Genomic DNA, 24,477 nt, shown 5'->3' with positions numbered 1-24,477 from the left:
TCGGGATGAGATGGTTCGCGCCTGTCCGCTCATCAGGGGGGTCACTTCTTCTTCTTGAAGATCTTTGAGATGAGGCTCTTCTTCTTGCTCTCCTCATGGACCGCGTTGGGGTCCGGGGTCTGAGAGACGGAGGGCGTGGCGGGAGGCTGCTGGGACGCGGGATCGGCCGTCGGCGGCACGTCGACAGCCGGGGGCGCCACCTGCTGGAAGGGGGCCTGAAGGGACGGAACCTGCTGGGGGAGGGCCTGATGGTGACGGGTTTGCCGCGGGGGTGTCGCGTACCCGCCTTGGTACAGGTTTCCTCCGGCGTAGAGCCCTGGGAAACGGGTTCCGTTGCCGGACGTTCCTGCCGTCGTGTTCGTCGCGTGTCCAAAGCTCGATGCCGGCGGCTTGTGAGACATCTGCTGGTAGGGGGAGATCCGCTGGGCACGAGCGGCCTGTATCGCCAGCGGAATCACGGCGCGCTGAGAGCCTCCGGCACGACCGGGGTGTGACGTCGGCGGCTGGGGCTGTGACAACGGCTGATGCGACGACGGCTGGGGCGCGGACGTCTGGTGCGAGGACGCCTGGTGCAAGGACGCCTGGTGCGAGGACACCTGGTGCTGCGACGACGAGCCTCTTGCCCGGTAGGGGTTCGACGCGGCTGCCTGGAGGTCGCCCCTGCTCCATTCCACCTGGCGCGTCGCGGGATTCCAGAAGCCCGTACGGTCCGTGTCGCGGTCGTACACGCTTACGACGACCTCGGGCTCCATGCGCAGGGTGAAGGTCACCTCGCTTTCGAAGGAACCGGTGTCGATGCCGGTCCTGCCGCCGGGGTCCGGACTCAGGCCGGGCTGGATCTCGTACCGGTACCGGCGGTTGTTGTACCAGAGGTCCCGGTCCCGCGTCGTGGAGATGAACTGCGCGACGTTCTCCACCCCCATGTACTGCCTCAGCGTGACGATGAGCTCGGGGTTGGGGGCCGCGAATCCTCTGAGGAAGATCTTTTCAGGCGGAAGGGGGCTGAAGCGCCAGAGGATGTCGTCCGGCGAGCTTTCACGGATCCGTTCCGAGTCGGTCGGGTGGACGTAGGCGTAGTGAACGCCGTACCGGCTGTCGGCAGGGGCGTCGAGGAGGGCCTGAGCGGTCGAGGCGGACTCCACGGTACGGGGCAGGGCATCGGCGCGCGGGGTGCCGCCGGGCCGCAGGACGACGGCGTGTGCCCTGACCGCGTGCCAGACCGGGCTGCTGCTGGAGACGCGCTCGCCGGCGGGTGCGGTGGGGTCGAGCCACAGCAGGCCCGCCGACGCATGGCGGTACACCGCGACGAGGTGACCGGGGCGGTCCTGGCGCTGCCAGGCGATCAGTCCCATCTCGCCGGGCGCCAGCGCATCGGTGACGTCGTCCCATTCCGTGATGCGGCTCCAGCTGTGGTGCGGTGCCAGGCCGCCCAGCCCCGCACCGCCGCCGAGGTCCGCGTCGTCCGCGCTGCGCGTGGTGGTCCCGGCGCCTTCGGACGTGCCGTGGAGGAGCCCGGGACGGAATGCGTCCTGCAAGGCTTCCTGGACTGCGACGCACAGCCGCAGATCCGCTTGGCCGTCTTCGTCGAGGCCGAGCCGGGCACCCAGCTCCAGGTGCGGCTCGCCGGTTCCGGGACGTTGCTCGTGGAGCTCCCGGAACACGCTCTCGGTCACGCCGTCGACCAGGTCGCGGAGGGTCTGCGGGGACGGCTCGGACGCGTCCGGCCGGGGGGCGAACCTCAGCCACTCGGCCCGCCCGCCGTCGCCCCGGCTCACGAGGTCCAGGTGGACGTCGACGAGCGAACTCGGGGCGAAGACAGTGGTTCCGATGATGTCCGACACGGCCTGTGCGGGTTCCATGCCGTCGCCGTGCTGCCTGCCGGCGTCGCATGCGACCAGGACGACGCTCATGGATTCCGCGCTGGGCCGTCGGCGTAGGTACCTGCCGAACTCACCGGCATCGAGGTTCACCTCTTCGTCGTCGTGGAGATCGTCGTGGAGATCGTCGTGAAGCGGCAGCACGAACCCGCCGTCGTCGCCCCCGTGCCCCTGCCAGAAGTAGGGCGCGCGTCGGATGTCCATGCGAGCCCAAGGCAGTGCGTGGGCGGGCCCCGCGGGCTGCCCGTGTCCCGAGTCGAGGCCGAACGTGGTGAGCCGGGCCGCCCTCGTCTGGTGGAGCTCGACGTTCCGCAGCTCGTCTCCGGCAAGCGCCGTCCGTCCGATCGGCCGGAACGTCTCCGCATCGGGGATCGGCGTGGTCTGCAGATAGTCGTCCGGCAGCACGCGGCCCGTGTCCGTGATGACCACGTCGGGCGTGGAGTTCCGTGTCGCGGCCTTTCGGAGGTCGTCGGGCTCGCTGAGTACCCACAGGCCCTCCCACGGGAGTGATCCGCTCGGGAAGACCGTCACGTACTTGGTCCGTCCGCCGTCCCGCAGCACGTCGAGGTCCGCCGTGAACGCCCAGACCCGTCGTCCGGTGCGTGCGGCGAGCAGCCGGGGCATCTCCAGGTGGCCCGCGCCACCGTGCGGGATGAGCAGGACAAGGGGCCCGGCCGGGGCGACGGACGGGATGGCGTCCGCGACGCGAACGGCGAACTCCTGCGGAGACAGGCTCCGGGTGGCACCGTTCTCGAACTGGACGAGGATCTGCCGGGGGCCTTCGCCCCGCACGGCCCGTACGAAGAGGAGCGCCTCGCCCGCTTCCGGGAAATGCGCCCAGGGTGCCCCGACCCGGTCCTCCGCACCGGACGACGCCTGCTCCGTGGTCACGGCGGCTGTGCGGATCGTGTCCTGCACGAGGCCGGACAGCGCCATCGGCGAAGACCATGTGGCCGGCAGATAGTCGAAGGCCCACGAGGTGTCCCCCAGTCTCACGACCGTGTGCAGGACCCTGTCCGCGCTCTGCGTGACGATGCGCGGCGCGACCTCGGCACCCACGATGCGGAAGCCGAGCTCGGCGCGGCGCCGGAAGGCGAGCAGCCTCCCGTTCAGCCGATGGACCTCGTCCCACGAGTCACGGTCCCAGTGCGGCAGAACCACGTGGTCCACGTCCTGCCACCCGAGCCTTCCGACAAGAGTCGCGCCGAAGTGCGCACTCGTGGCGAACCGGCCGCTGTCCCTGGCACGTGCGAGCTCCGGGTCGGCGGCGTAGTCGGTCGCCTCCGCCAGTGTCAGGCGTACGGCGTCCTCGTCGCCGTGGGCGAGGAGAGCGTGGAGCGACGACACGGTGAAGCCGGTCCGGAAGTCCGCCGGGGCGGTGTCGGCGCTCCGGTCGCCCGTGCCCGTCGGCACGGGCGCGTGCAGCGCGCGCCGGCGGACGTGATGCTTCCAGTGGAGCGCGATGCCCTCGTGCGGTGCCCCGCCGGCGTCCTGCGCCCGCGGCGACACCAGGGCCGCCGACACGGCTCGCAGCGGTGCCGTACGCGATGCGCCGAGGTCCGTCGGGGCACCGAGCAGTGCGTCCAGGGATGCGTCCGGGTCCGCCATGAGTGCTTCGAGGACGGATGCGTCGACCTGCGTGACCGCACTGACCGACGGCGAGGCCAGATGGCGGTGCAGGCGGCTCAGGAGCGTTGCCGCCCGACCGGGGTCGTCCAAGCCGTAGCCGGTGCCCCACCGCGCGTCGAGGTGCCGCAGGCGGTGGAGGGCCGCTTCGCGCAGGAGCGGTCCGAGTTCCCGCGTGAGCAGCTCGGCCGTGATCAGCTCCCGGCGTTCCCCCTGTTCCATCAGCTGCCAGGGGATGTCCCTCCGGTCCCATGCCGAGAGGGCGTGATGTGCGGTGTCCGCCGCCGCGCGGCCCAGCTCCCATCTCTCGATCCGTGTGCCGGAATCGTCCGCCCCGCTGTTCCGGGCCCAGTCGGCCGTCTGCTGCAGGACCGTGCCGAGGTCCGACATCTGGTCCGCGGTGGCGTCGCCGATGTCGTCCGCCCAGGCCCGGATCTCCTCCACGACCTGGTCCCACCGCGTGTTCCCGGTCCCACCGCGGTTCCAGACCTCTTCCCGCAGTGTCCCCACCTGGTCGTCGAGCAGGTCGCTGATGTCCCGGAGCACGTCCATGTCGTGCTCGGTCCCGGCACCGCTGAGCTGCCGCACGGTGAGGTCCAACTGACGGATCAGCGCCTCCCGCGTCCTCACGGCGTGCAGCAGGTGGGTGGTCGGGCTGTCCAGGAGTTCATCGGTGATCGGGGCGCGGGCCTGTTCCTCGGCCAGGGCGCGAGCCTCCTCGATGCTCCGCGTCCGCGCGCGGAACGCCACGGCGGAGGCGGAGGTCCCCAGGCCGGCCGCGTCGTCGTCCCGGGCATGTTTCGTGGCGGCCAGCCGCCGCCACAGATCGATCGCCGTCCTGCGCTGCTGCCACCGTTCGTCGTCGAAGTCCGCCAGCTCGTGATGGCGCCGCTCGACGAGGGCGCCGGGCGGATGCGGAAGTGCTTCGCTCACGGAGTCGGCCAACTCGGCGAGCAGCGTCGTACGGCCGTCCGGCCGGAAGAACGGACGATCCGGGTCGATCTGCCGGAACACCGAGATCAAGGCCTCGACACGGTCCCCGTACGGGAGTGACAGGGCATGTTCCGCTTCGCTCTGGGGGGCGTCGTCCGGATCGCTGTCCGGCGACCGGTCCTCCACTGAGACGTCTGAGACATCTGAGACATCTGAGACATCTGAGACGTCGATGTCCGTCGGACCGACCGGGCGGGGCGCCTGGTCGCCGCCGTCCGGGCTCCGGGGAGGGAGCGTCGCCGACGACGCTCCGGTCCGCGACGTCTCCCCCCGCGAAGCCCCCTCCGTCTCCGCCGTGCCGGGGCCGCTCGCCCCGGCCACCCCGCCCCGGGTCGCCTGGGTGCCGAACTCCCGGCGCAGTCGCTCGGAGAGGGTTCGGGCCTGTCGCTCCGCGTCCGGTCGGGTGCCGTCGTCGTGGAGGGACTCGGCGATCAGGAGGGTCATGTCGTGGTGCAGCGTGGTGTACGGGTGCTCGGCCGCGCCTGCGCCTCCCGAGCGGTCGAGGGGCGGCGCCTGGTGACGGCCGGCCATGATGCTCCCCGCCTCGGCCAGGAGCCGGTTCCGGGTCCGCGGGTCGAGACCCTGCAGGTTCCGCCGCGCCTGCCGGAAAGGGGCGGCCCAGCGCTCGCGTACGTTCAGGTCGACAGGCGGATACGGCGTCACCGCCGCGGCCGCCGACGCCACCTCGGCCAGCGCGCTCTCCGATCTGCGGGTGGCACCTCCCGTGTCCCACAGGGAGTGCGCGTACTGCGCCAGTGCCTTCGTCAGGGTCGGGTTCGGCGCGTCCTCCTGCGGGAGCAGGTCCGCGAAGCGCCGCAGGACGACGGGCCCCTGGCGCAGGGCCCGGGAGCCGATCCTCCCCCGTGCCTCCCGCGCGCCCTGCTCCAGTTCGTCCTGCACCTCGGCCGCCTGGGTGCGGTGCGTCCCCGCGGCGAATCCCCTCTGGTGGGTGACGAGCTCATGCGCCAGATGAGCGATGGCGTCGTCGGCCCAGTACCGCTGCAGCGACGCGGCGTGGGCGGCGGCGTTGAAGTCCTCGTCCATGAACGCGGTGTCGTTGTCGATCGCCGTCAGCCGACGCTCTCGGGCGTTGTAGAGCACGTTGTCCCAGTTGATGACCGCATTCCCGGAAGGGGAGACCTGGAGGCGATCGGACTTGCCGAGGAAGGGGTCGGTCACCATCATCAGTGCGCCGATACGGCGCAGCGATTCGGTGTCGGCGATCAGAGCCCGGCGTTCTGTCACGCTCAGCCGGGAGAGCGGGGCGCCCTCCGCGAACTCCTTGACCGTGACGTGGGTGTAGCGCTGCAGGAGTTCGCGGTGGGAGTTCAGCCAGTAGGGGTCGTGCCTCACGATCGCCGACTCCAGTGCCCGGGCGTCGGTGGCTCCCCGGACGAACACCTGCGATACGGGGGTGTGCACGTCCGACACGCTGCGGATGAACTCGTCGGCGTAGACGGCGGAGGCGACGTCGGTGTGGAACTTCACCACCGCACGTCCACCGGCAGCCGAGCTGACGATGTGGACGCCTCCGTTGTCGCCCTCACGCCACCGCACGGCGATCCCGCTCGGCCAGTTCCGGGGCCGCGTGCTCGTGAGCGACGCGGCGCTGTGCTGCTGGTGCTGGTGCTGCTGCTGCTGCGGTACGGAGCTGCCCGAGGCGTGCGGCTGCTGACCGTACGGAGCGTGCTGCGTCGTCCAGCTTCCTTGCAGGTACTGTCCCTGCGCGTAGGGGGTCTGCGCATAGGGGACCTGCGCGTAGGGGACCTGCGCGTAGGGGACCTGCGCGTAGGGGACCTGTGCCTGTGGTCCCTGCGGATGCAGGGGCTGCCCGGGCATGCCGGACGGGCCGGGCTGGAAGAGGCCGCTCGTGCCGGACGGGCCCGCGCCGGACGCGTCCGTCTCGGACCGGCGGCCGGTCAGCTGCTTCTTGAGCCACTTCCCGGGACCGCCACCCGCACCACCGCTGGTGGCGCGGGTCCCGAACTCCTCGCGCAGAAGCTCGGACAGCAGGTGGGCGGGCTGCCGTTCCGGCGGGAGGTCGGGACGCGGCGAACGGCGCAGTCGGTCGGCGACGAGCGCCGCCATGTCCTCGTACAGGGAGAGGCGGTCCGCCTCCGGGGAACGGGGCGTGACGTCCGCGCGGATGATCGGCGGCGGCTGGTGACGCGCCGCCATGATCCGCCCGGCGGCCGCCAGCAGTCGGTCCCGCTGCTCGTCGCCGAGGAGGGCCAGCTCCGTGTGCGCCTGCGCGAAGAGCGGGGCCCAGCGCTGCCGGACGTCGGCCTCCGTCGCGGGACCGGCGGCCCGCGCCTCCCGCGGGAACAGCTCTTCCCGCAGCTGCTGCGTCAGCGCCCTGCGCTCCTGCACCGACATGCCGTCCGTGGCCGCCGCCCAGGGCGACGGGAGCAGGCTTCTGGACGGAGAAGTCCAGAACGCCGGGCGACCAGGGCCGCTCTCGGGCTGCGGCTGCGGCTGCGGCTGCGGCTCGGACAACCGGGACCACCGCTCCAGGAAGTCCAGCTGACCCGCCTGCCGCACGGTCATCACCTCCCGGTAGGAGGCGAGGCGGCCGATCAGAGCCTGTGTGTCCGGACCCCGCAACCGGTCGTCCCCCACGGCGGACCACACGGTCGCGAGGGCGCCGGTCACGAACGCTTCGTCGGTGTTCGCGGACCGCACCTCGACCACCGGGCCGGTCGCGCCGGCAGCGGGACGACCGCTGCCGAAGGCTTCGGCCGCCTGCTGGGCGAGGCGGACCGCGCCGGCCTCCGCATGGGTGGTGTGGCTTTTGGCATGCAGGAAGAAGGCCACGACGTCGACTACCTGCCCGTGCAGTTTCCGGTACGCGCTCGCTTCTGCCGACGCGTCCTGCTGCCGGGTCGGGGGTTCGATGTGGTACTTGTCCACGATCAGCCGGGCCCGCTGCCGGAGCTGGTCGGCCTTCGCCGCCCCGGGGAGGACGTCGCGCGCGTTGTCGAAGCGGTCGGCCCACTCCTCCAGCGCCGCCGCCGAGGGCTGAGGCCAGCTCCGCTGTCCGGTACGAGTCCCCGATCCCGCCGGCGGGGATGCCGTGGCGAGCGAGGAGCGGGTCGCTTCCTCGCTGTTGCCTTCCGCATCGGACAGCCGGTACAGCGTCCGACGTTCCAGGTCCCTGACCACGGGATCGCGTTCCCGGCCTTCGGCCTCGCGGTTCCGGACACGGAGCTGGTGAAGGATGTCCAGCAGCGCCGTCGTGTCGCCCGGGGCCGCCACCGCGCGTGCCACGGCGTCGTCGAGGGTCTCGGACCCCGTCGGGGCAAGGTCGTCCAGCGTGCCCGCCGGCGGCCATGGGCCGCGCTCGCCGGTCAGTGCCTCGTGCAGCCGCGACGACTCCGCCACGGCCTGTGCCCATGGGCTGCGGATCGTCTGCCACGACGTGGGGGTTGAGGTGTTGACGTGGACGGCGAACTCGGTCAGACGTTCGTCGAAGTCACGCAGAACCGTGGACGCACGAGCGCGCTCCCGTTCGTCCGGGAGTGGTCGGGGGTCCTGCCCGACACCGTCGGCAGGCTCCATGGCGAGGGCACGACGCACCTGCCGACCGACGTCTTCCCGCCAGAGCGGCCGATTCCCGTATTGCTGACGGCGTCGGAAGGCGTCGAGTTCGTCCGTGCTCCGCACCAGGCGCTCGACGGTTCCGGCGAGGTCCGTGTCGGCCGACATCGCCCGGTAGGTGCGCAGCGCGGAGCCGGATCCGGACGTAGACCGACGGGCCAGCGTCTCGCAGCGGAGGTGGGCGCGTTCTTTGAGCGTCCCGTAGGTCTCGTGGGCCTGGTCGATGCTGTAGACGTCGGGCAGTTCGCGTACCTCGACCAGCACCTTCCCGTTGTCGAGCTCCGGGAACACCGTGTAGATGTCGAGGTGCTCCTGAGTCACGTGCCGGGAGGGCTCGTACAGGGTGAAGTTCTCAAGGTAGTCCCTGACGCTCGCTCCCCGGAGGAAGTCGCTGTCGAGCGGATCCCCGACGTGCTGGCCCATCGCGCTCGTCGCATGTCCGGTGAACTTCTGCAGCACGTAGTCGCTATTGGCGTCGAGGAAGTCACGTGTGCGGGAGGTGAGCTCGCGCGCCAACGTTGCCGGGTCGTGGCGGGACGCGGCGATGAGGTAGCTCTTGAGCCAGCGCTGCGGCTGCCGCTTCGCCGCACGGTCCGCCGCATAGCGCACGCCCGTCACCGCATGGGTGTACACCAGCGTGAGCAGACCCGCCAGCGACCGGTATTCGACGTCGTCGAGCAGGTGCCAGGCCACCGAAGGATCGAGCCCGTCTGCGTAGTGGGTTTCGGCGAAGAACCGGGCCGCCACTTCCTTCGCGAAGGCGGCCCCGGCCTCCAGATCCCGACGAGCGGTACCGGAAACCGGTTCGGCCATCGGCCGTGCGTCGTCCAGGAGGAAGTCGAGGAGTTCGGACGGGTGCATGCCCACGGTCCACTGCGCGGAGAGGATGAACTCCTTGCCCGGCTCCGAGTGCAGCCCCGCGTCCTGGAAACGCTCGAAGCCGTTGTGCTCACCGAACAGGCCGGCGACAGTCGCGCCACTGCGCAGGATCCGTACGGTCTTCTCCAGGGCCTCCCAGAACTTGTCCTCCTCGACGCCGCTCGCCTCGTTCTGATAGGTGATCGGCCTGCCGACGACCTCCAGTATCGGGGGCAGGTCACCCATCTGCTCCACCGTCAGCTCCAGCTCGGAGCTGCGGGCCAGGCTCTCGCCGTGCTCGAACTCCTTGGGCACCGTGAGCAGCCAGTTGGTCTCGAACTCGCCGCCGAGCTTGCTGTAGTCGGCCTGCGGCCGAGGGGGCGGCTCCTCGGACATCGGAACGCCGGGGGACGGGGCAGCGTGGGACGGTTCGGACACCGAGGTGCTCGCGCTCCCTCGGGGGCGCGTGGCCGGCGACCCGCCTGCCACACCGCTACGCCGCTTCAAGTCCGGGAACGCCTCGTACAGGCGGGAGGTGAGAGCCCGGGCGAAGAGGACGGCCGCCGTCCTCCCCCGCGTATCCAGGATCTCGGCGACGGAGCGGATCACGGACTCGCCGAGGCCCCGCCGTGCCTGGTCCTCCTCGCTCGTGCCGATCACCATCGGGTACGCGAACCGTTCCGCGCGGAGGATGTCCAGGGCCTCCTGGACGGTTCCATCGGGTTCGGGCGTCTCGTGCTCGTCCTCGGCTTCGGCACCCTCCTCAAGGATCGGGCGGAGCGGCCTTGCTCCTGTGCCCGACACCGTGGAAGGGCCTGCGACAGACGGAGACGACGCCGGCACCTGAGCCCGGTACCGAACGACCAGGCCCTCCGGGTCGGTGTGTCCCCAGGCGTGCAGCGCTTCCTCGTCGATGCGCAGGCGCATGCGTGCGGCTGCCAGGGCGATGGCCTCCCGGGCCGGGGCGTCGGTGTCCGGCCCCGGAGCACCGCGGGCCGCGTCGACGCGCCGGCGGCGGAGGAGTGCGTGCAGCCGCGCCAGCCGTTCGTGGGACGCGAGGTAGCGCTGCCAGGCCGCGGCCCGCGTCGCGGGGAAGTGCTCGGGCCGCCCGGTGCGGTCCGGTACGTGGCCGGCGGCGTCCTGGTCGAGCCGGCCCACCCAGGAGCGGAGGTCCTCGGGGATCCGTTCGTCCCGGTCCTGGTGGGCGGGCTCGGGCACGGTCTGTGCGTCGTCAGGCCCGGGACCGGCGGTGTCCGGGTCGACGAGCACGTCGCCGGCGTCGTCCCCCGGGGCGGCCGCGAGGGGGCCGAGAGCGGGCAGCGTACGGAGCTCCTCGGCCAGGTCCTCGTCGAGTCCCGGTCGGCGCAGGAGCAGACGGGCCCGGTCCAGGGACGTCAGGCCGGCGTTCCTCACGGGGACCGTCGCGGTCGGGTTGAGGGTCCAGGTGACGTCGAGCGCGGCGCTGTGCCTCAGGCCGGCCAGGTCCTGCCGGGAGACATGGGTCCCCATGAGGGGGGAGGCGTCGAGCCGCTGCGTCAGCCGGTCCCCGAGGCCTCCGTCCGCCGGAGTTTCCTCGGAGGTGGGCTCAGGGGCGCTGTTCTCCGGGGTGCTGTCCTGCGGGACGCCGCTCTCCGGCTTGGTGCGCTTCTCGGGGCGCGCCAGGAGGTATTCCGAGCCACGCCGGAAGAGTGTGATCCGCCGACCGGGGCTCGGGGCGCCCGCGCCTTGGCCGGTGGGGCCGTACGTCTCGTGGGTGCCGTCCTCGCGTACGACGACGATCTCGGCGGCGTAGCTGTCGGCGGCCACTTGGGCGGCGGTGGCCGCGGTGGCGGCGTTCCATGCGTTGCCGAGGAACAGCTGGGCCTTGATCAGGTTCCGGCGCTGGCCGTCGCTCAGCTCGACGTCATCGGGCAGCCGTCCGCCGTTGGTCCGGAACCGCTCGCGCTGCTCGGGGGTGAGCGGCTTCCTCTCCGCGCGGGCGTCGGCTTCCTGTTCGGGGGTGGGGGGTTCGCCGTGCTCGGTGCGCGGTTGCCCGACCGGGGACAGGTCGACCTTCGCCCAGAGCAGGATCTCGTAGGGGAAGGGGGTGTCACGGTCGAGTACGGCGTCGTCCGGGAGCCGCCGGCCCATGACCCGGTTGACCGGAAGGTGGTCCCTGCGGTCGAGGGCCCTCTCCACGTCCTGCCAGTAGGCGTCGTCGCCGGTGGCGGGTGTGGTGGCTGGGGCCAGGGACTGCTCCAACGCCTGCCAGAAGCCGTTGCCGTCGCCGGTCGGTTCGTGCAGCCGGTACTCGGTGCCGTCGGGGCCGATCAGCGCGGCGGAGTCGCGGCGCGTGTAGCCGGTTCCCTCGGCCTGGCGGGTGTTCCAGGGGGCGCTGGTGTGGGCGGGTCGGACCACCGGCGGGAGGGGTGCGGGGGGCGCCTCTCCGGAGCGGGTCGCGACCGTCTGCCGCGCGCCGTCCTGCGCCCTGCCCGGCTCCTCGCTCTTCGCCTGCCCCTGTTCCTCGGCCTTCTCCTTGCCCTTCCCCTTGTCCTTGCCCTTCGCGGGTTCGGGCTGCTCCTGAGCGGGCTCGGACGGCAGGACGCCGGTGGGCAGGGCGTACCGGAAGTGGCCGCCCGCCCGCTGGAGCACGAGGTGCGGTGCCCCCGCATGCGTGTTGTCCGTGCCGAACTCGGTGACGAGGCCCCCGGTTCGCACCACGGTCACCCGCGCGCCGAAAGTCCGGGCGGCGAGGGCGGGCAGCAGGTCCGCGACGCTCGCCTGCCATGCGGTGTCGTCGGGGCGGCTGCCGTCGCGCTGGAGCAGTACGGCGGCCAGGCGGGCCCTCTGGTCGGCGGGGAGCCGGTGGTGCAGGGGGATCCGGCGGGTTTCGGTGAACTCCTTGTGCTCGGGGCCGCCTTCGCGGAACGTGATGCCCGCCTCGGCGAGCTCGTCCGCCGAGACGGCGCCGAACGACTCCGGGTCGAGGTCCCCCGCCAGGTGATGGTTCTCGTGCGCGGTCAGGGTGCCGGCGAACAGCGACCGCAGGGCCCCGACGGTGGTGCGCGTGCCCGCGCCGCCGCGTGCTTCCCCGTCGTCGGGAGCGCCACTGGCGTCCAGCGCCCCGGCGAGGGCGTGGAAGAAGGCGTCGTGGTCCTGCCGGGTGTCGTGGACCGTGTACGTGTCCGCGCCGGGCCACGGGCTGCCGCCGACCTCCGGCGGGGAGGTGAGCGTACGGATCCCGTCGTCCGTCGTGGTCTCGCCGAACCGGTCGGGGGCCGGCGTCGGCTCGGCCGGCTCCACGGGGGCGGGCTCACGGTAGGTGATCGCCGCGGACGGCCGGGGCATGCCGTGCCGAAGCTCCTCCGGCCCCTGCGTCACGGCGTCGGGTGCGGGCCGGTGCCAGCGGGTGAGCCGGTCCGCGGCGAGCCGCACCCGGTGGTACTCGGTCGCGGCGTCCACGGCGGCCGTGTGCCAGGGGCTCAGCCGTGCATGGTCCTCGTTCAGCGCGGCCTGCGAGGCGGCGGCGGCCTCCTTGGCCTTGCGTACGGCCGCCTGGGCCTGGACCGCCTCCGGCGAGCGGCGCCCGAAGGCGTCGACGTACTTCTTCAGCCGGTGCTTCGCGGAGCTGATCCAGCCCCGGGTCTTCCGGTACTCGGCGCGCAGCTCGTCGCGTCCCTTCTGCAGCGCGCGCCGTCTGTCCCAGTAGGTCTTGTCCGCCTTCTCCCACGCCTTGCCCGCCTTGGCGACCTCGTCCCAGGCCTTGGCGACGTCGGCCGGGAAGTTCTCGTCGGTGATCAGCCCGTGCTGTCGCGCGACGTCCTCGCTGAGCCAGGTCAGGACGTGGCCGCGGGTCTCGACGGCCTGTGGGCCGGGGCGTACGCGTCCGAACGGGCCCAGCTGTTCGGCCAGCCACTTCGCCGGCCTGCTGTCCTTGATCCGGTGCTCCACCTCGCTCACCGCGAGCCAGGCGGTCGGCACCTCGAACAGGAACGCCCGGCCGACCGTGGGCTTGAGGGTGATCTGGCCCGCGTTGGCGTCGGCCTGCTTGCTGCCCTCGGCCTCGGTGCCCGAGCCGTCCGCGGGTGAGAAGGAGGGCAGGGCCTGCCCCGCCTCCGCCGTGCTGGCCTGGGCGTTGGCGGCGAACATCAGCTGCTGGTCGTGGCTGATGCCGACCAGGCTGTCGCCGCCGGCGGTGTTCCTGAGCGTGGCCTCCATCTTGGCCGCCGGGGCCACCGACATCAGCCGGGCACCGGTGAGGTCGGGCCGGGAGTAGAGGCGGAGGGAGCCCGAGGCGCTGCCGATCAGCGCGTCGTCCGTCAGCCCGACCACCTGGTGGCCGGAGGCCGTGGTGGTGTCGTCGTAGAACGCGGTCAGGGCGGCGTTGCCCAGGCCTTCGCGCAGCGCCAGTGCGGACGCGGTGCCCGTCTTGGTCAGTCCCGTGGTGCGGATCTCGGTGAGGGCCCTGTCGAGGGACGCGTCGGTCGCGCGCCGTCCTGCGGGCAGGTCGAGCTCGGTGCCGTAGGCGCGGGCGACGGCGACGGCCGCGGCTTCCTCAAGGGTGGCGAGGCCGGTGACCTCCCCGGGGAACCAGCCGGTCCGGTCGGGGGTGAAGGGCCGGCCGCCGGGCAGGCCGCGGGTGCGCCATGCGTCGATCTTCTGCCGGTCGACGTCTCCCGACGCCCACGGGGTGATCGTCCGCTCGGGCTCCGTCGGCCGCGGCGGACCCAGCGGGTCGTCGGCGACGGCCGGAACGCCGGAGGCGGCGGGGGTGTCCGTGACCGGCACGCTCATGGACACCGGGACCTGGTCGCGGATGGTGCCGACCGGACCGGAGTGCACGACGGGCGGCTTTCCGTCGCCGCGGTGGAAGGAGAGGTGGAGTTCGTACGGCGTCAGCTGCTCGGTGTACGGCTCGTCGAGGGTGAGCGCCTTGCCCTTCAGCCGTGCCTCGGTACGGCTGTTCGCGCTCTGGCGGGTGCTGGTGCCGCGCTCGACGAAGCTGGGGCCGGCCGCCCGGAACAGCCCGTGGCCCGTGCGGATGTTGCTCGTGACGAGGGCCGCGAGGGCCCAGTGCTTGAGCTTGCCGGAGGACTGCTCGCTCGTCTCGGTGGCCTGTCGGCCGATCTTGAGGGTCGTGCCGTGTCCGAGGCCGTCGAACCGCGGCGTACCGGGCACCAGCCGGATCTCGACCGTCCTGTTTCCGCCGAGGCTCCAGCGTCGGACCGACACACCGGCGCGTACCTGGGTCTGTTTCCCGGTCGCGGACATCTGGCCGCGCAGGGCCCGCACGGGCCGGGAGGCGAGCAGGGAACGGATGCGCTCCCGGCCGGTCTGGCCGACGCCGGCGTCCCGCAGCTTGCGCTCGAACCCGGCGAGGACCTCGCTCGTGTCGAGGCTGTCGACGGGGTAGGTCGCGAGCGGGTCGCCGGGCAGCAGGGGATCCCAGCGCCGCTCGGTGTAGAGCGGCACGTCGCCCAGGTGGTCCTGGAGGAGGCCGAGACGGTGGGCCGACTTCTCGGAGAGGTGTCCGTACCAGCCGGCGGGGATGTCGAGCCGCCGTGCCGCCCAGTGGTCGCGGTGCAGGGTCGCGAGGGCGTGCGCGGGTTTGAGCAGCCCGTCCACGTTGGCGTGCGCGGCGACTTCGTGGACGGTGTCGCCGACGACCAGTACGTGACGGCCCTTGACGGTCGGGTTGACGTCCTCCAGGGCGGAGCGGGTGACCGTGCCGGACTGGACCGACGACATGGTCCTGCTGCCGAGCCCGCCGTAGGCCCCGTAGATCCCGGGACCCTCGTCGTGGGTCTGCCAGTACGAGAGGGCGAGGCCCCAGGTGATGCCGTCGACGGTCACGAGGGCACCCGACGTCTGGGTGTCGGCGCCGAGGACCTGCTCGATCTCGAGGTTCGTCGGCTCCGTCACCACCCTCGGGTTCTCGACGCGCAGCCGGTGGTGGAGGACGCCGCGCCGGTCGTAGTAGGGGCCCGCGCCGAACAGGCCGTTGACGGAGTGGCCGACGGGGCCCGTGGACTGGTCGTGGTTGGCCGTCAGGTACTGCGACAGCAGGGAGCGCAGCGCGGTCTCGTGCGCGGGCGCGCCGGGCTCGCCGAGGTGCCAGGAGCCCTGCGACGCCTCGCTCAGGGCCGCCGCGGCCGCCTGCGCGAGTTCGGGGTGCGCCCCGACGCCGAGGACGTGGTACGGCAGGTCGCGGAACGGGGTGCCCGGGGTCGCGGTGCCGGTGATGATGTCCCTGGCCCGTCGGGCGTTCAGCCTGGTGACGCGCGGCTCCGACGCCCCCTGTCCCGCGCGCCGTTCGCTTTCCCGCCCCGGCGGTACGGGAGCGGGGGCCGGGGTGGTGTGCTCGTCGGACACGGCCAGCAGGACGCGGCCCGTCGTCTCGTCGCCGCCGACCAGTTCCGTCAGCGGTTCGTGCATGACGAAGAACTGGGTGCCCAGGACGCCCAGGGACAGGGAGCCCCGCAGCAGGCTCCGCAGGCGCCAGTACCCGCCGATCTCCGCGCGCAGGGAGAAGCGGTACGAGTACAGCTGGGAGGTGGTGGTGCCGATGTGCATCGTCTCGTACGACGCCGTGGACCCGTAGCCCGAACGGCGACCGGTGCTGAGCACCTTGCGCGGCCCGACCCCGACGTAGCCCATGTTCGCCGGGACCCCGAGCTCGTCCCGCATGCCGTCGCGCACCCCGGCCGTGAGGTCGACGCCGAACTCGTCGGTGTGGACCACGTTCTGCGAGGCGTCCAGCCGCGCGGTGGCGGTGGTGCCCAGGCGCAGCAGCCGGTCGTCCTGGGCGCCTTCGTGGCGCAGGCCGGTCAGGTCGGCGCTGATCCGGATGTACCGGTGGGCCCTGCTGATGCGGCCGGGGCCGGGGCCGGGGGCCACCAGCTGGATGGTCACGCCGGTGGTGGCCAGGGTCTCCAGGTTCGCGGCCACGGCGTCCGGCGACAGCGCGTTGAGGACGGTCAGGGTGTTCTGGAGCTTGAGCTCGTACCGTTCGATCTCGCCCGTCAGCGCCTCCGGCGTCTTCATCCAGCCGCGGGTGCGGGGCGCGCCCAGCTCCTTCAGCGGGGCGAGCATGTCCGGGTAGCGGGCGGCGGCCTCCTCGACGACCCGCTCGACGAAGACCTGGAGCGGGGTGGGCCGCAGGGTGTCGGCGACGGACCTGGCCACGGAGGTGCCCGGGGACGAGGAGTCCGCCGTGTCGGTGTCCGCGTCCGTGCCGGCGGGGGTCACGTCCGAGTCGAACAGCAGGGCCTCGGGGCGGCTCATGCCGAGGACGACCGGATGGTCCCGCTTCAGGTACGGGGGCGGAACCGGCGCGAGGCCCTCCGGGAGCGGTCGGGCCGTGCCGTCGTCCCAGCCCGCGAGCCGGCGGGCCTCGCCGCGCGGGATCCGGTCGAGGCTCCACACCCGGAACTTCCGCGGCTCCGCGTCGCCGGTCCGGCGTACGTGGACGTCCTTGAAGACGAGGTACAGCTCGGTGGGGGTGTCCTTCACCTGGCCCGCGATCTTGCGGTTCGCGGTGCCGCCGAACGCCTGCGACTTGGCGCTGGAGCGGCCGTGCCGGACGTAGAGCGCGAGCAGGGCACGCAGTCCGGCCACGCCGCCGAAGAACTCGTCGAAGGTGACGCTGGGGCCCACGCTGCCGAAGACCTGCTGGGAGAACGTCCGTCCGATCACCTGCTCGTTGCGCACCGCCTGCTGCACCGTGTACCGCATCTCGGCGGCCGTGGTCTCGTTGAACAGCAGCCCCTGGACCGGCACCATCCGCTCGACGACGAACGCTCCGAGCGGGCGCCGGCCCCGCTCACCGCGCAGCGGTCCGGTCGGGACGGGACCCTGCACCGCCCGTTGGGCGATCAGCCCGAAGTTCTCGGAGCTGAAGAACGCGCTGATCGTCTCGTACGCCGGGTCGTCCGCCTTGGCGTCCACCTGGCTCAGGGCCCAGGCACGGAGCGGGCCGACGGGGCCGAACTCCTCGGTGCGCACGAAGCGGACGTGGGAGTTCGGGGCGAAGTCCAGGACGCGCGGCGCCCAGGTGCCGCGCGTCGGCGTGGTCACGCCGTCCGGCAGGCGGACCGTCAGGCCGGAGCGCACGGCGAAGGAGAAGTGGCTCTCCCCGGGGAAGACCTCGTCCCTCGGCCCGTGCTCCGGGCTGACGATCTCCACCTCGTAGTGGACGTCGGCCAGATGCAGGTGCGAGCCCTCCTGGGACCGGGTCTCGCTCTGCTGCAGCGTCTGGTCGTACAGGGCGTAGTCGTAGGACTTCGTCAGCCCCATGCCGGCGCCGACCCGGACGGCGGCGCCCATGTCTCCGGGAGTGGGGCCGATCCCGAGCGAGGGGGTCACCCGCCGCGAGGAGCTCTGCGTGACGTTGGACCCGACGGAGAACTGGCTCCGCTGCACCGTGTCGAACTTGTACGGGTCGCCGAAGCTGTCGGCGAACCGCTCCCAGTCGTCGTACGGGCGGGTGGTGACCCGCAGGATGCGCGGTCGGCCGTGCCGGTCCAGGAACACGGGCGACCGGTGGCCCTCGCCGTGGAACACGGCGGGGGTGTCCCGCAGGGCACGCGTGAGGTCGTCCAGCACGCGCTCCTGGCCGCTGCCCTCTTCCGTACGGGACAGGCCGGTCCGGGAGGCGATCTCCGCCACGACCGCGGTCGCGTCGCGGAGCGTGACGTGCGCGTGTCCGTACGCGCCGCTGACGACGCCGCCGCCCGTCACGTAGAAGGGCAGCTCGCTGCCGTCGCTGAACACGACGCGCCGGCCGTCCGCCGGCGGCGCGGGCAGCGAACGGACGATGCGGGTCGGCCGGCGGGTCGCGAGCTGGGCGTCGACGGTCTGCACCGGCGTGTCGGTCACGGACGTGCCGGCATCGAGCTCGGCCGTCTCGGACTCGGCCGTCTCGGACTCGGCCGTCTCGGACTCGACCGTCTCGGACTCGACCGTCTCGGACTCGACCGTCTCGGACTCGGCGGCGGCGGTGCCGGGCCTGGTGCCGTCGGCGAAACGCACACGCGCCGCCTCGGCCCGCGGCTCGGAGGGCGCGGCCTCGGCCGACGGCTCGGTGGGGGCTCCGTCGGCCGGGCGCGTGTCGCTCGGGCCCGGGGCGGCGGACGTGTCCGGGGCCGCGGCGACGGTGCGTACGGGCGCCGGGGCGTCGTCGGGGGGCGTGACGACGACGGCGGGCACATCGGACGGGGCGGACCGCTGCGCGCGGCGCAGGACGTCGAGGTGCCGGTCGGAGAGCCGTCCTGTGATGCGCGGATCGGCCAGGAGCCGGTCGATCCCGGCGGACAGCACGTGGTCCGTCCGGGCCATGAGGACCTGTGCTTCCCGGCCCTGCCCGGTGCGGTGCGGCTGCCGGGTCACCTGGTCCGGGGAGGGCGGAGCGGTCCTGAACGCATGGCTGAGGTCCTCCATGTCGTCCTTGATCCGGGCACGTGCTTCCTCGTGATCGCGCGTGTTCAGGATGATGAGGGCGGCATGATTCAGAATGCTCTGGTACAGGTCGCGATAGGTCTGTTCGTCGTCGGTGGGACGGGCCGACGGCGCGGGCGGCGGTCGGTGATAGGCACTCATGACGGAACGAGCCGCATCGAGCGCCTGGAACACCTTCCCCGGATTCTTCGACTTTTTTCGATGAATCTCCGCGCTGGCATCGTTGAGCTGGGGTGCCCAGTATTCCAGCGATTCGTCACCATCGTCCGGGAACCGCCAGTCGAACGAGGCTTCCTCCGCCCCGGCATGCTCGTCCGCCGGCTCCTCGGGGACCGGCTGCGACCAGTCCTCATCCGGGTCGGGGGGCAGGTCGTCGAAGGTCTTGGAAACCTGGAGGGCGGCGGTGTACAACGCCCGGGCCACGTCCCTTCTCAGCGCCCAGCTGGACTCCACCTGCTCCACGTCCCGACCCTGGTCCCGTGGATTCCGCTCTTCCAGGACCACCAGGGGTACGGCCAGCTCTCCGGAATCACCGTAATCAAGGTCGAGCGAGTTGTTGCGCACCCCCATGACGCCTTGCGTCAGAGGTTCTTCGATGTCTTCGAAGAGGCCGTCGTCGAGGTACTGGGAATGAGTGGGAGTCACATCGGAGTCGAAAAGTCCGGCATCGAGGATCGACTGGTCCTCCGACCCCTGCAGGTATTCCTCGACGAGCAGACCGTTGTTCCGGGCGAAGACCCTTTCGAACTCTCCATGAATCCAGTCCCGCTCCTTGGCGAGGAAAGCACGGGCCACCGACGGGAGCCCCTGAAGCGTCCCGTTGAAGGATGTCCTCGAAGCGAGATCGAGCATGTTCTTCTTGAGGCCGAGCCTTCCTTGAGCCCCGTACGCCTCGTTCAGGTCGAGAGACATCCTCATTCTCAGGGAAGCCTCGACGTGCGGGTAGAGCATCACCTTCGAGTAGCCGAGAAGCGACCATGCGGCGTAGTCGCCCCTCAGCAGGTCGACTTGGGAGACCGGTACGCGGGCGAACCTGGCGGTCACGCTCCTGGCGAACTCATCCGCGGCTTTCCTGTGAACGTCGTGCAGAAAAGAGTCCCGGACGCCGGAACTCGCGACGACCCACGTATAGAAGTCGTACAGCCCGTAGATCGGTATTCCGGTGGTGAACTGCAGCCACCAGGGCGACGCCTCTTGGTCACCGATGACGAGCCCCGCCCCGTCCGCACCCTCCGAATACTGATGGATGTCGGGCGGAAACACATCTTCGAGGATTTCCCCAGGATGGTCTTCGAGCTGCTCGACGAGGGACGAGAGGAGGGGGAAAACGGATTCGAAGTCCGGACGCGCCTCCTCGTCGAGATGCGCCATCGGGGCGGTGACGAGTTCCACGATGGGCTTGCCGTCGCTGTTACGGTCGAAGTGTGCCTCGACCATGCCCGGCACCCTGAACAGGTGCGTGGGGAAGTTCAGTGCCGTCTTTCCGAGCCCGAGACCGAAGTTCGTCTCGATCTCCACCCCGCCGGCTCCGCCCGGCAGGGAGTCGACGTTCCGCAGGTGGGGGAACACCTCGAAGATCCGGGAGGTGAAAGCCCGCGTGAACGGCGCGGCCTGGGCCCGGTCCCGGGACTCCAGGAACCTTGCGACCGTACGGATCGCGGACTCGCTGGCCATCCGCTGTCGCTGATCGGCCTCGCTCGTACCGATCGTCAGCGGGAACCTGAAGCCCTCGGCGCGAAGAAGCGCCACGGCGTCCCTCACCGCCTGGTCGGTCAGCCCCGGCAGAAGGGGGTCCTCCTCGGAGGCCTCGTCGGGCGGGGTGTCGGCCGCCCCGTCGACCGCGGAGTGCGTCGCCGTCGACGTGCTGCCCGCCGTCGGCCCATGGGTGTCGAGGGCCTGCTGGAAGCGTGCCCGCTGTTCGTCGGTGAGCGTGGCCTTGGACAGGTGCTCCGAGAGAACCCGCTTGTACGGGTCCCCGTCGACGCGGGCGGCCATGACCGTGATCTCCGTCCGCGCCGCCGGCCGCGGCACGAGGGTGACCGGCGGGTCGTCGGTGAGCATGGCGACGACCGCGTCGCCCACCTGGACCGTGTTCTCGTCGATGACCACGATGTCCTGGTACGGCGCGACGACGGTGTCGGCGCGCAGCCCGTACCCGGGTGCCGACCCCGCGGCGCCCGCCTCGCGGAAGCGCCGTTCGGCGACCTCGGGCGTGGTGGACAGCTCCACGAACCTGGTCGCGCCGGCACCGTCGTACCGGGGGAAGTCCTCGGTGCCCGTCGGGTTCAGGGTGACCGACTCACCCTGGTACCCCGTCCTCGGCTCCGGATCGGCCTGCCCCTGCACGTGGAACAGGGGCAGGCCCCCGTGGACGAACCTCGTGACGAGGTCGTCCACGGCCGGGCCGCTCCCCTGGTCGCCGACCAGGGTGTCCCTGACGTAGACGGTTCCGCCCTCGACCGGGACGACGAACCGGTAGAAGCCGCGTTCGTGAATCGTCTCCCGCGTCTCTCCGCCGATCGGTATCCGACGGGCTCCCGGAGCGTCGGGCCTGGTGCTCTTGCCCAGGTCCGGATCAGGGTCCGTCTTGAACGGGGCCGCGCCGCGGGTCGGCAGGGCGGCAGGCGCGAGCGAGTTCTTCCGCGAGAAATCGCCCGCGTACGTGGGCGGGCGGTCGTCGGGGAAGAACGTGTTGACCTTCTCGCCGTTCTCGACGTCGCCGACGAGACCCTTGAAGATCGCCTTGCCCTCGTCGTCCTGGGGGTCCCAGTACATGAGGGCGCCGTGGGCGACCGGACTGAACCGGTCCTGGATCTGCTGCGAGCTCCGCTCGTAGGTCCCCGGCGAGAGGGACGACCCGTTGACCGGGGTGAAGAGGTCGAACAGGTCGATGTCGGCGGCCACCGGCCGGAGGCCGTCGCCTTCCTTGTGATGGACGATCCCGTCGACGACGGCGAAGGAACCGTCCGGCCCCGTCAGCTCGGCCCCGTACTTCCCGAACTCGCTCTTGCGGCTCTCGTACCGCCGTCGGATCGCCCCCTGTTCCTGCTCGCTGTACGCCGAGAGGTCGGCGGGCAGCTCCGGGTCGAAGAGTGCCACCAGGCCGAGCTGCTCCTCCGAGAACCGGGAACCGCTGATGATCCGGTCGTGCGGGGTGAGCGACTTCGCCTTGATGTCCATCGGCTTGGGCATCGCCCCCTTGTCGAGCCAGGCCGCCGCGTACTCGTTCACGTCCCGGGTCACGATGACGAGGTTCAGGTCGCGGCTGATCTTCCGCAGCCTCCCCGAGTTCTTCGCCGAGATGCCGCCGACGCCCTCGGCCGATCCGTCGAGGTCCGGCTTCCACCCGCCCCAGTCGCCGCCGAACCCGGTGGCGGAGCCGTCGCCCGGGCGGCGGGCGGCGGACGGTCCTGCCCCGGACGGGGCGGCCGGCGACGCGGTCTCGTGGGGCGCGATCAGGGCGTCCCATCGGTACGGCGCGGGAGCCGGAGGCGTGGGTCGCGCGGATGTCCGGTCGGCCGGTCCCTGTTCCGGCTCCGGCTCCGGCTCCGGCTCCGGCTCCGGCTCCGGCGTGGTTCGCCCGTCGGACTGCGGTCCGGTGAACATCCGCACCGTGACGTCCTCGGCGGTGGCTCCCGCGAGAGGGTGCTGCTTCGCGTCGGAGGGCGCGACGAGGGCGTCCGTCTCACCGCTCGCGGTGGGGAGGCCGTCGATCCAGCGTGCGATGTCCTCCGGCGAGCGGGGCAGGCGGCCGGCGCGGGCGAGCTTCTCCTCGTCGGTCGTCGGTTTCGTCTCGTCGGTGGACTCGACGAGCGTGTCGCCGGAGTCCGACACCGTGTCGACGACCGTGATCGCGTCGTCGTCCGGATCGGTGGCCGAATCGTCCGGGGTCGTGAACGCGTCGCCGACCACGGCGACGTTCTCCGCCGTGGTGGCCGGTGCGTCGTCGGTCCGGGACACGGTGGACAACGGCACAGGGGCGGCGACGTCCTCGTCCTGCGTGCCGGCGTCGTGCGCGGCGGTGGGCGAGGACGCGGAGGACCGGGGATCGGGGTCCGTGTCGGTGGCCGAGCCGGGCAGCCGCTTGCGCTCCTTGCGGCCCGGAGCGGCGGGGCTGTTCATGAGGCCCGTGTCGGCGGGGGCGGCCTGGAGGACTTCGGGCGCCTCCGATTCCTCCGCGGCGGCGTCCGTGGCCCGGCCGTACGTGTCGTCGGCAGGGCGAGGGGAGGCTCCCGGGGCCGAGACGGTGGTGAGCGAGCCGGTGACGGGCCGGTCGTCGTGCGGCGCGGGCCGTTCCCCGGACGCGTCGGTGGCGTGCACCATGTCGGCCTGCTCGTCCACGGTGGTCGCGGTCGTGTGCGTCGACGTCGGCGAGCCTCCGGGACGCGGAGCGGTCTCGTCGGTGTCCGCGGCGCCTTCGCGCTCCGTGTCGCGGTCGTCGACGCCGTTCGTCCTGTGGGCCGCACCGGTGCCGGTACTGGTACTGGTACCTGTTCCTGCGCCCACGCCTGTACCGGCGGCTGTCGCCGGACCGCTGACGGACGTGGGGTCGGCCTGGGTTCCTGGCACGTCCTCAGCGTCGGGGTCGACCTGGACGTTCTCGGGTTCTGGTCCGCTCCGGGCGGGTGCGTCGCCTCCGGTGTGGGCGGGCCTGGAACCGGGCTCGGTGTGAGGTGCTCCGGACGGGGTGCCGCCGTTGGCACTGGGGGCGCCACGGCCCGGCGCGGGAAGAGTGCCGTCTTCGGTCGGGGCAGGGGGCCGCGTACCGGTCTCGTCGCCGGACACGGTCACCGGGCCCGAGGACGGTGGGGCGCCCCCGGTGACGGAGGGCCGGTCCGCGACGTCCGGCTGCGAGGTGGTGGGGGCCGGCACGGGAGCGCCGTTGCCGAGGTCGCCGGAGTGGTCGAGGTCCGGCCCCCGGCCGTGCGAGCCCGTGGTCGGTACCGGCGTGCCGGGGCCCGGCACGGCCGGGCCCGGATCCGTGACGGCCGGGTGCTGCTTCGTGCCGGCGCCGGTGTCCGTGCCGGTGGTGGTGCCCCCTGCCGACGTCTTCGAGGGGGCGTGCGGGACGGTGTTGAGGTTCTTCAGGAACGACGAGAGGTCCGGCGGCTTGAAGCCGAGTTTCTGTGCCCCCAGGATGGCCGCGGACATGGTCAGGGTGCTGACGGCACCACCCCAGAAGTCCATCGGGTTGAAGCCGGAGAGGACACCTCCGGTCAGGTACTCCGCCAGTCCCGCGCCGGCGGCGTCGACCGTCTGGTCGGCGGAGGTCGCCGCGATCTTCTGTCCGGTGGTCGGCGGCGGCGCCTTGCTCGGGGCGGGCGCCGTGAGCTGGTTCTTGTGGTCGAACTTCTTGTCGAAGCCGGGGCCGAGGTCGAGCTTGTCCTTGAAGAGCCCCTTCATGATGTTCTTCGCGCCGTGGAACAGCTGCTCGAAGGCCGCGTTGAGCGCTCCCGCCGCGCCGCTGAGGAAGAGGTCCTTCACGTCGATGCCGTGCGGCTTGCGGCCGGGGGCCGCCGTCGCCATGAGGATCAGGCGGGACGCGAGCGCGGTGAACATCTCTTCGAGCGTCTCGTCGAGCGTCGGCAGGAGGTGGAAGCGCTTGATCAGCAGCGCCATCATGCCCAGGATCTTGTACCGGTAGGCGAGCTTGGCCGCTGTCGCGAGGCTCTCCGTTCCACCGAAGACGAAGACCGCCAGGGAGTCCAGGGTGAACAGGAGGGACGCCAGAGCGGCGAGCTCGACGATGATGTTGACCTTGTTCTCGGCGATCTGGATGGACGTCTGCACGCGTCCTTCGGCGATGTCGTCGAGTTGCCTGGCGAACTCCAGGAGGTAGTTCGTGCCGCCGTCGGCGGTCACCATCCGCGTGGCGCGGACGTAGCGTTCGGCGATCTCGGGCGGGAGCGCTCCGCTCGACGCTTTGATCGACTCCTCAAGGAGTTCGTCCAGCTTGTACAGGTTTCCTGAGAACTCCTTGAACGACTCGTGGCTCTGGTAGGCGAGGTCCTCATCGGCCTGCGGCATGCGACTGCCGATGACGACGAGGAGCAGGGCGTTCGCCCACTCAGGAACCACGATCGCCATGACG

General features: G+C 71.8%; 1 protein-coding gene. It reads right to left on the bottom strand.

Annotation, left to right across the window (positions count from 1 at the left end; translation table 11 throughout):
* Positions 1-41: 41 nt before the first annotated feature.
* The gene (locus ACFYUS_RS32905) at positions 42-24,473 is read right to left on the bottom strand and encodes a hypothetical protein (RefSeq protein WP_388860509.1); all 24,432 of its coding nucleotides are present in this window, start codon (positions 24,471-24,473) and stop codon (positions 42-44) included.
* Between the last annotated feature and the right edge of the window lie 4 nt (positions 24,474-24,477).

The sequence above is a fragment of the Streptomyces sp. NPDC004284 genome (genome assembly GCF_042874035.1).
In the GTDB taxonomy this organism is placed as follows: Bacteria; Actinomycetota; Actinomycetes; order Streptomycetales; family Streptomycetaceae; genus Streptomyces.
This window is presented reverse-complemented; position numbering and strand designations above follow the sequence as displayed.

Coding starts and splice junctions, on each gene's coding strand:
- ACFYUS_RS32905 (WP_388860509.1), bottom strand. CDS start 24,473: ATGGCGATCGTGGTTCCTGAGTGGGCGAACGCCCTGCTCCTCGTCGTC.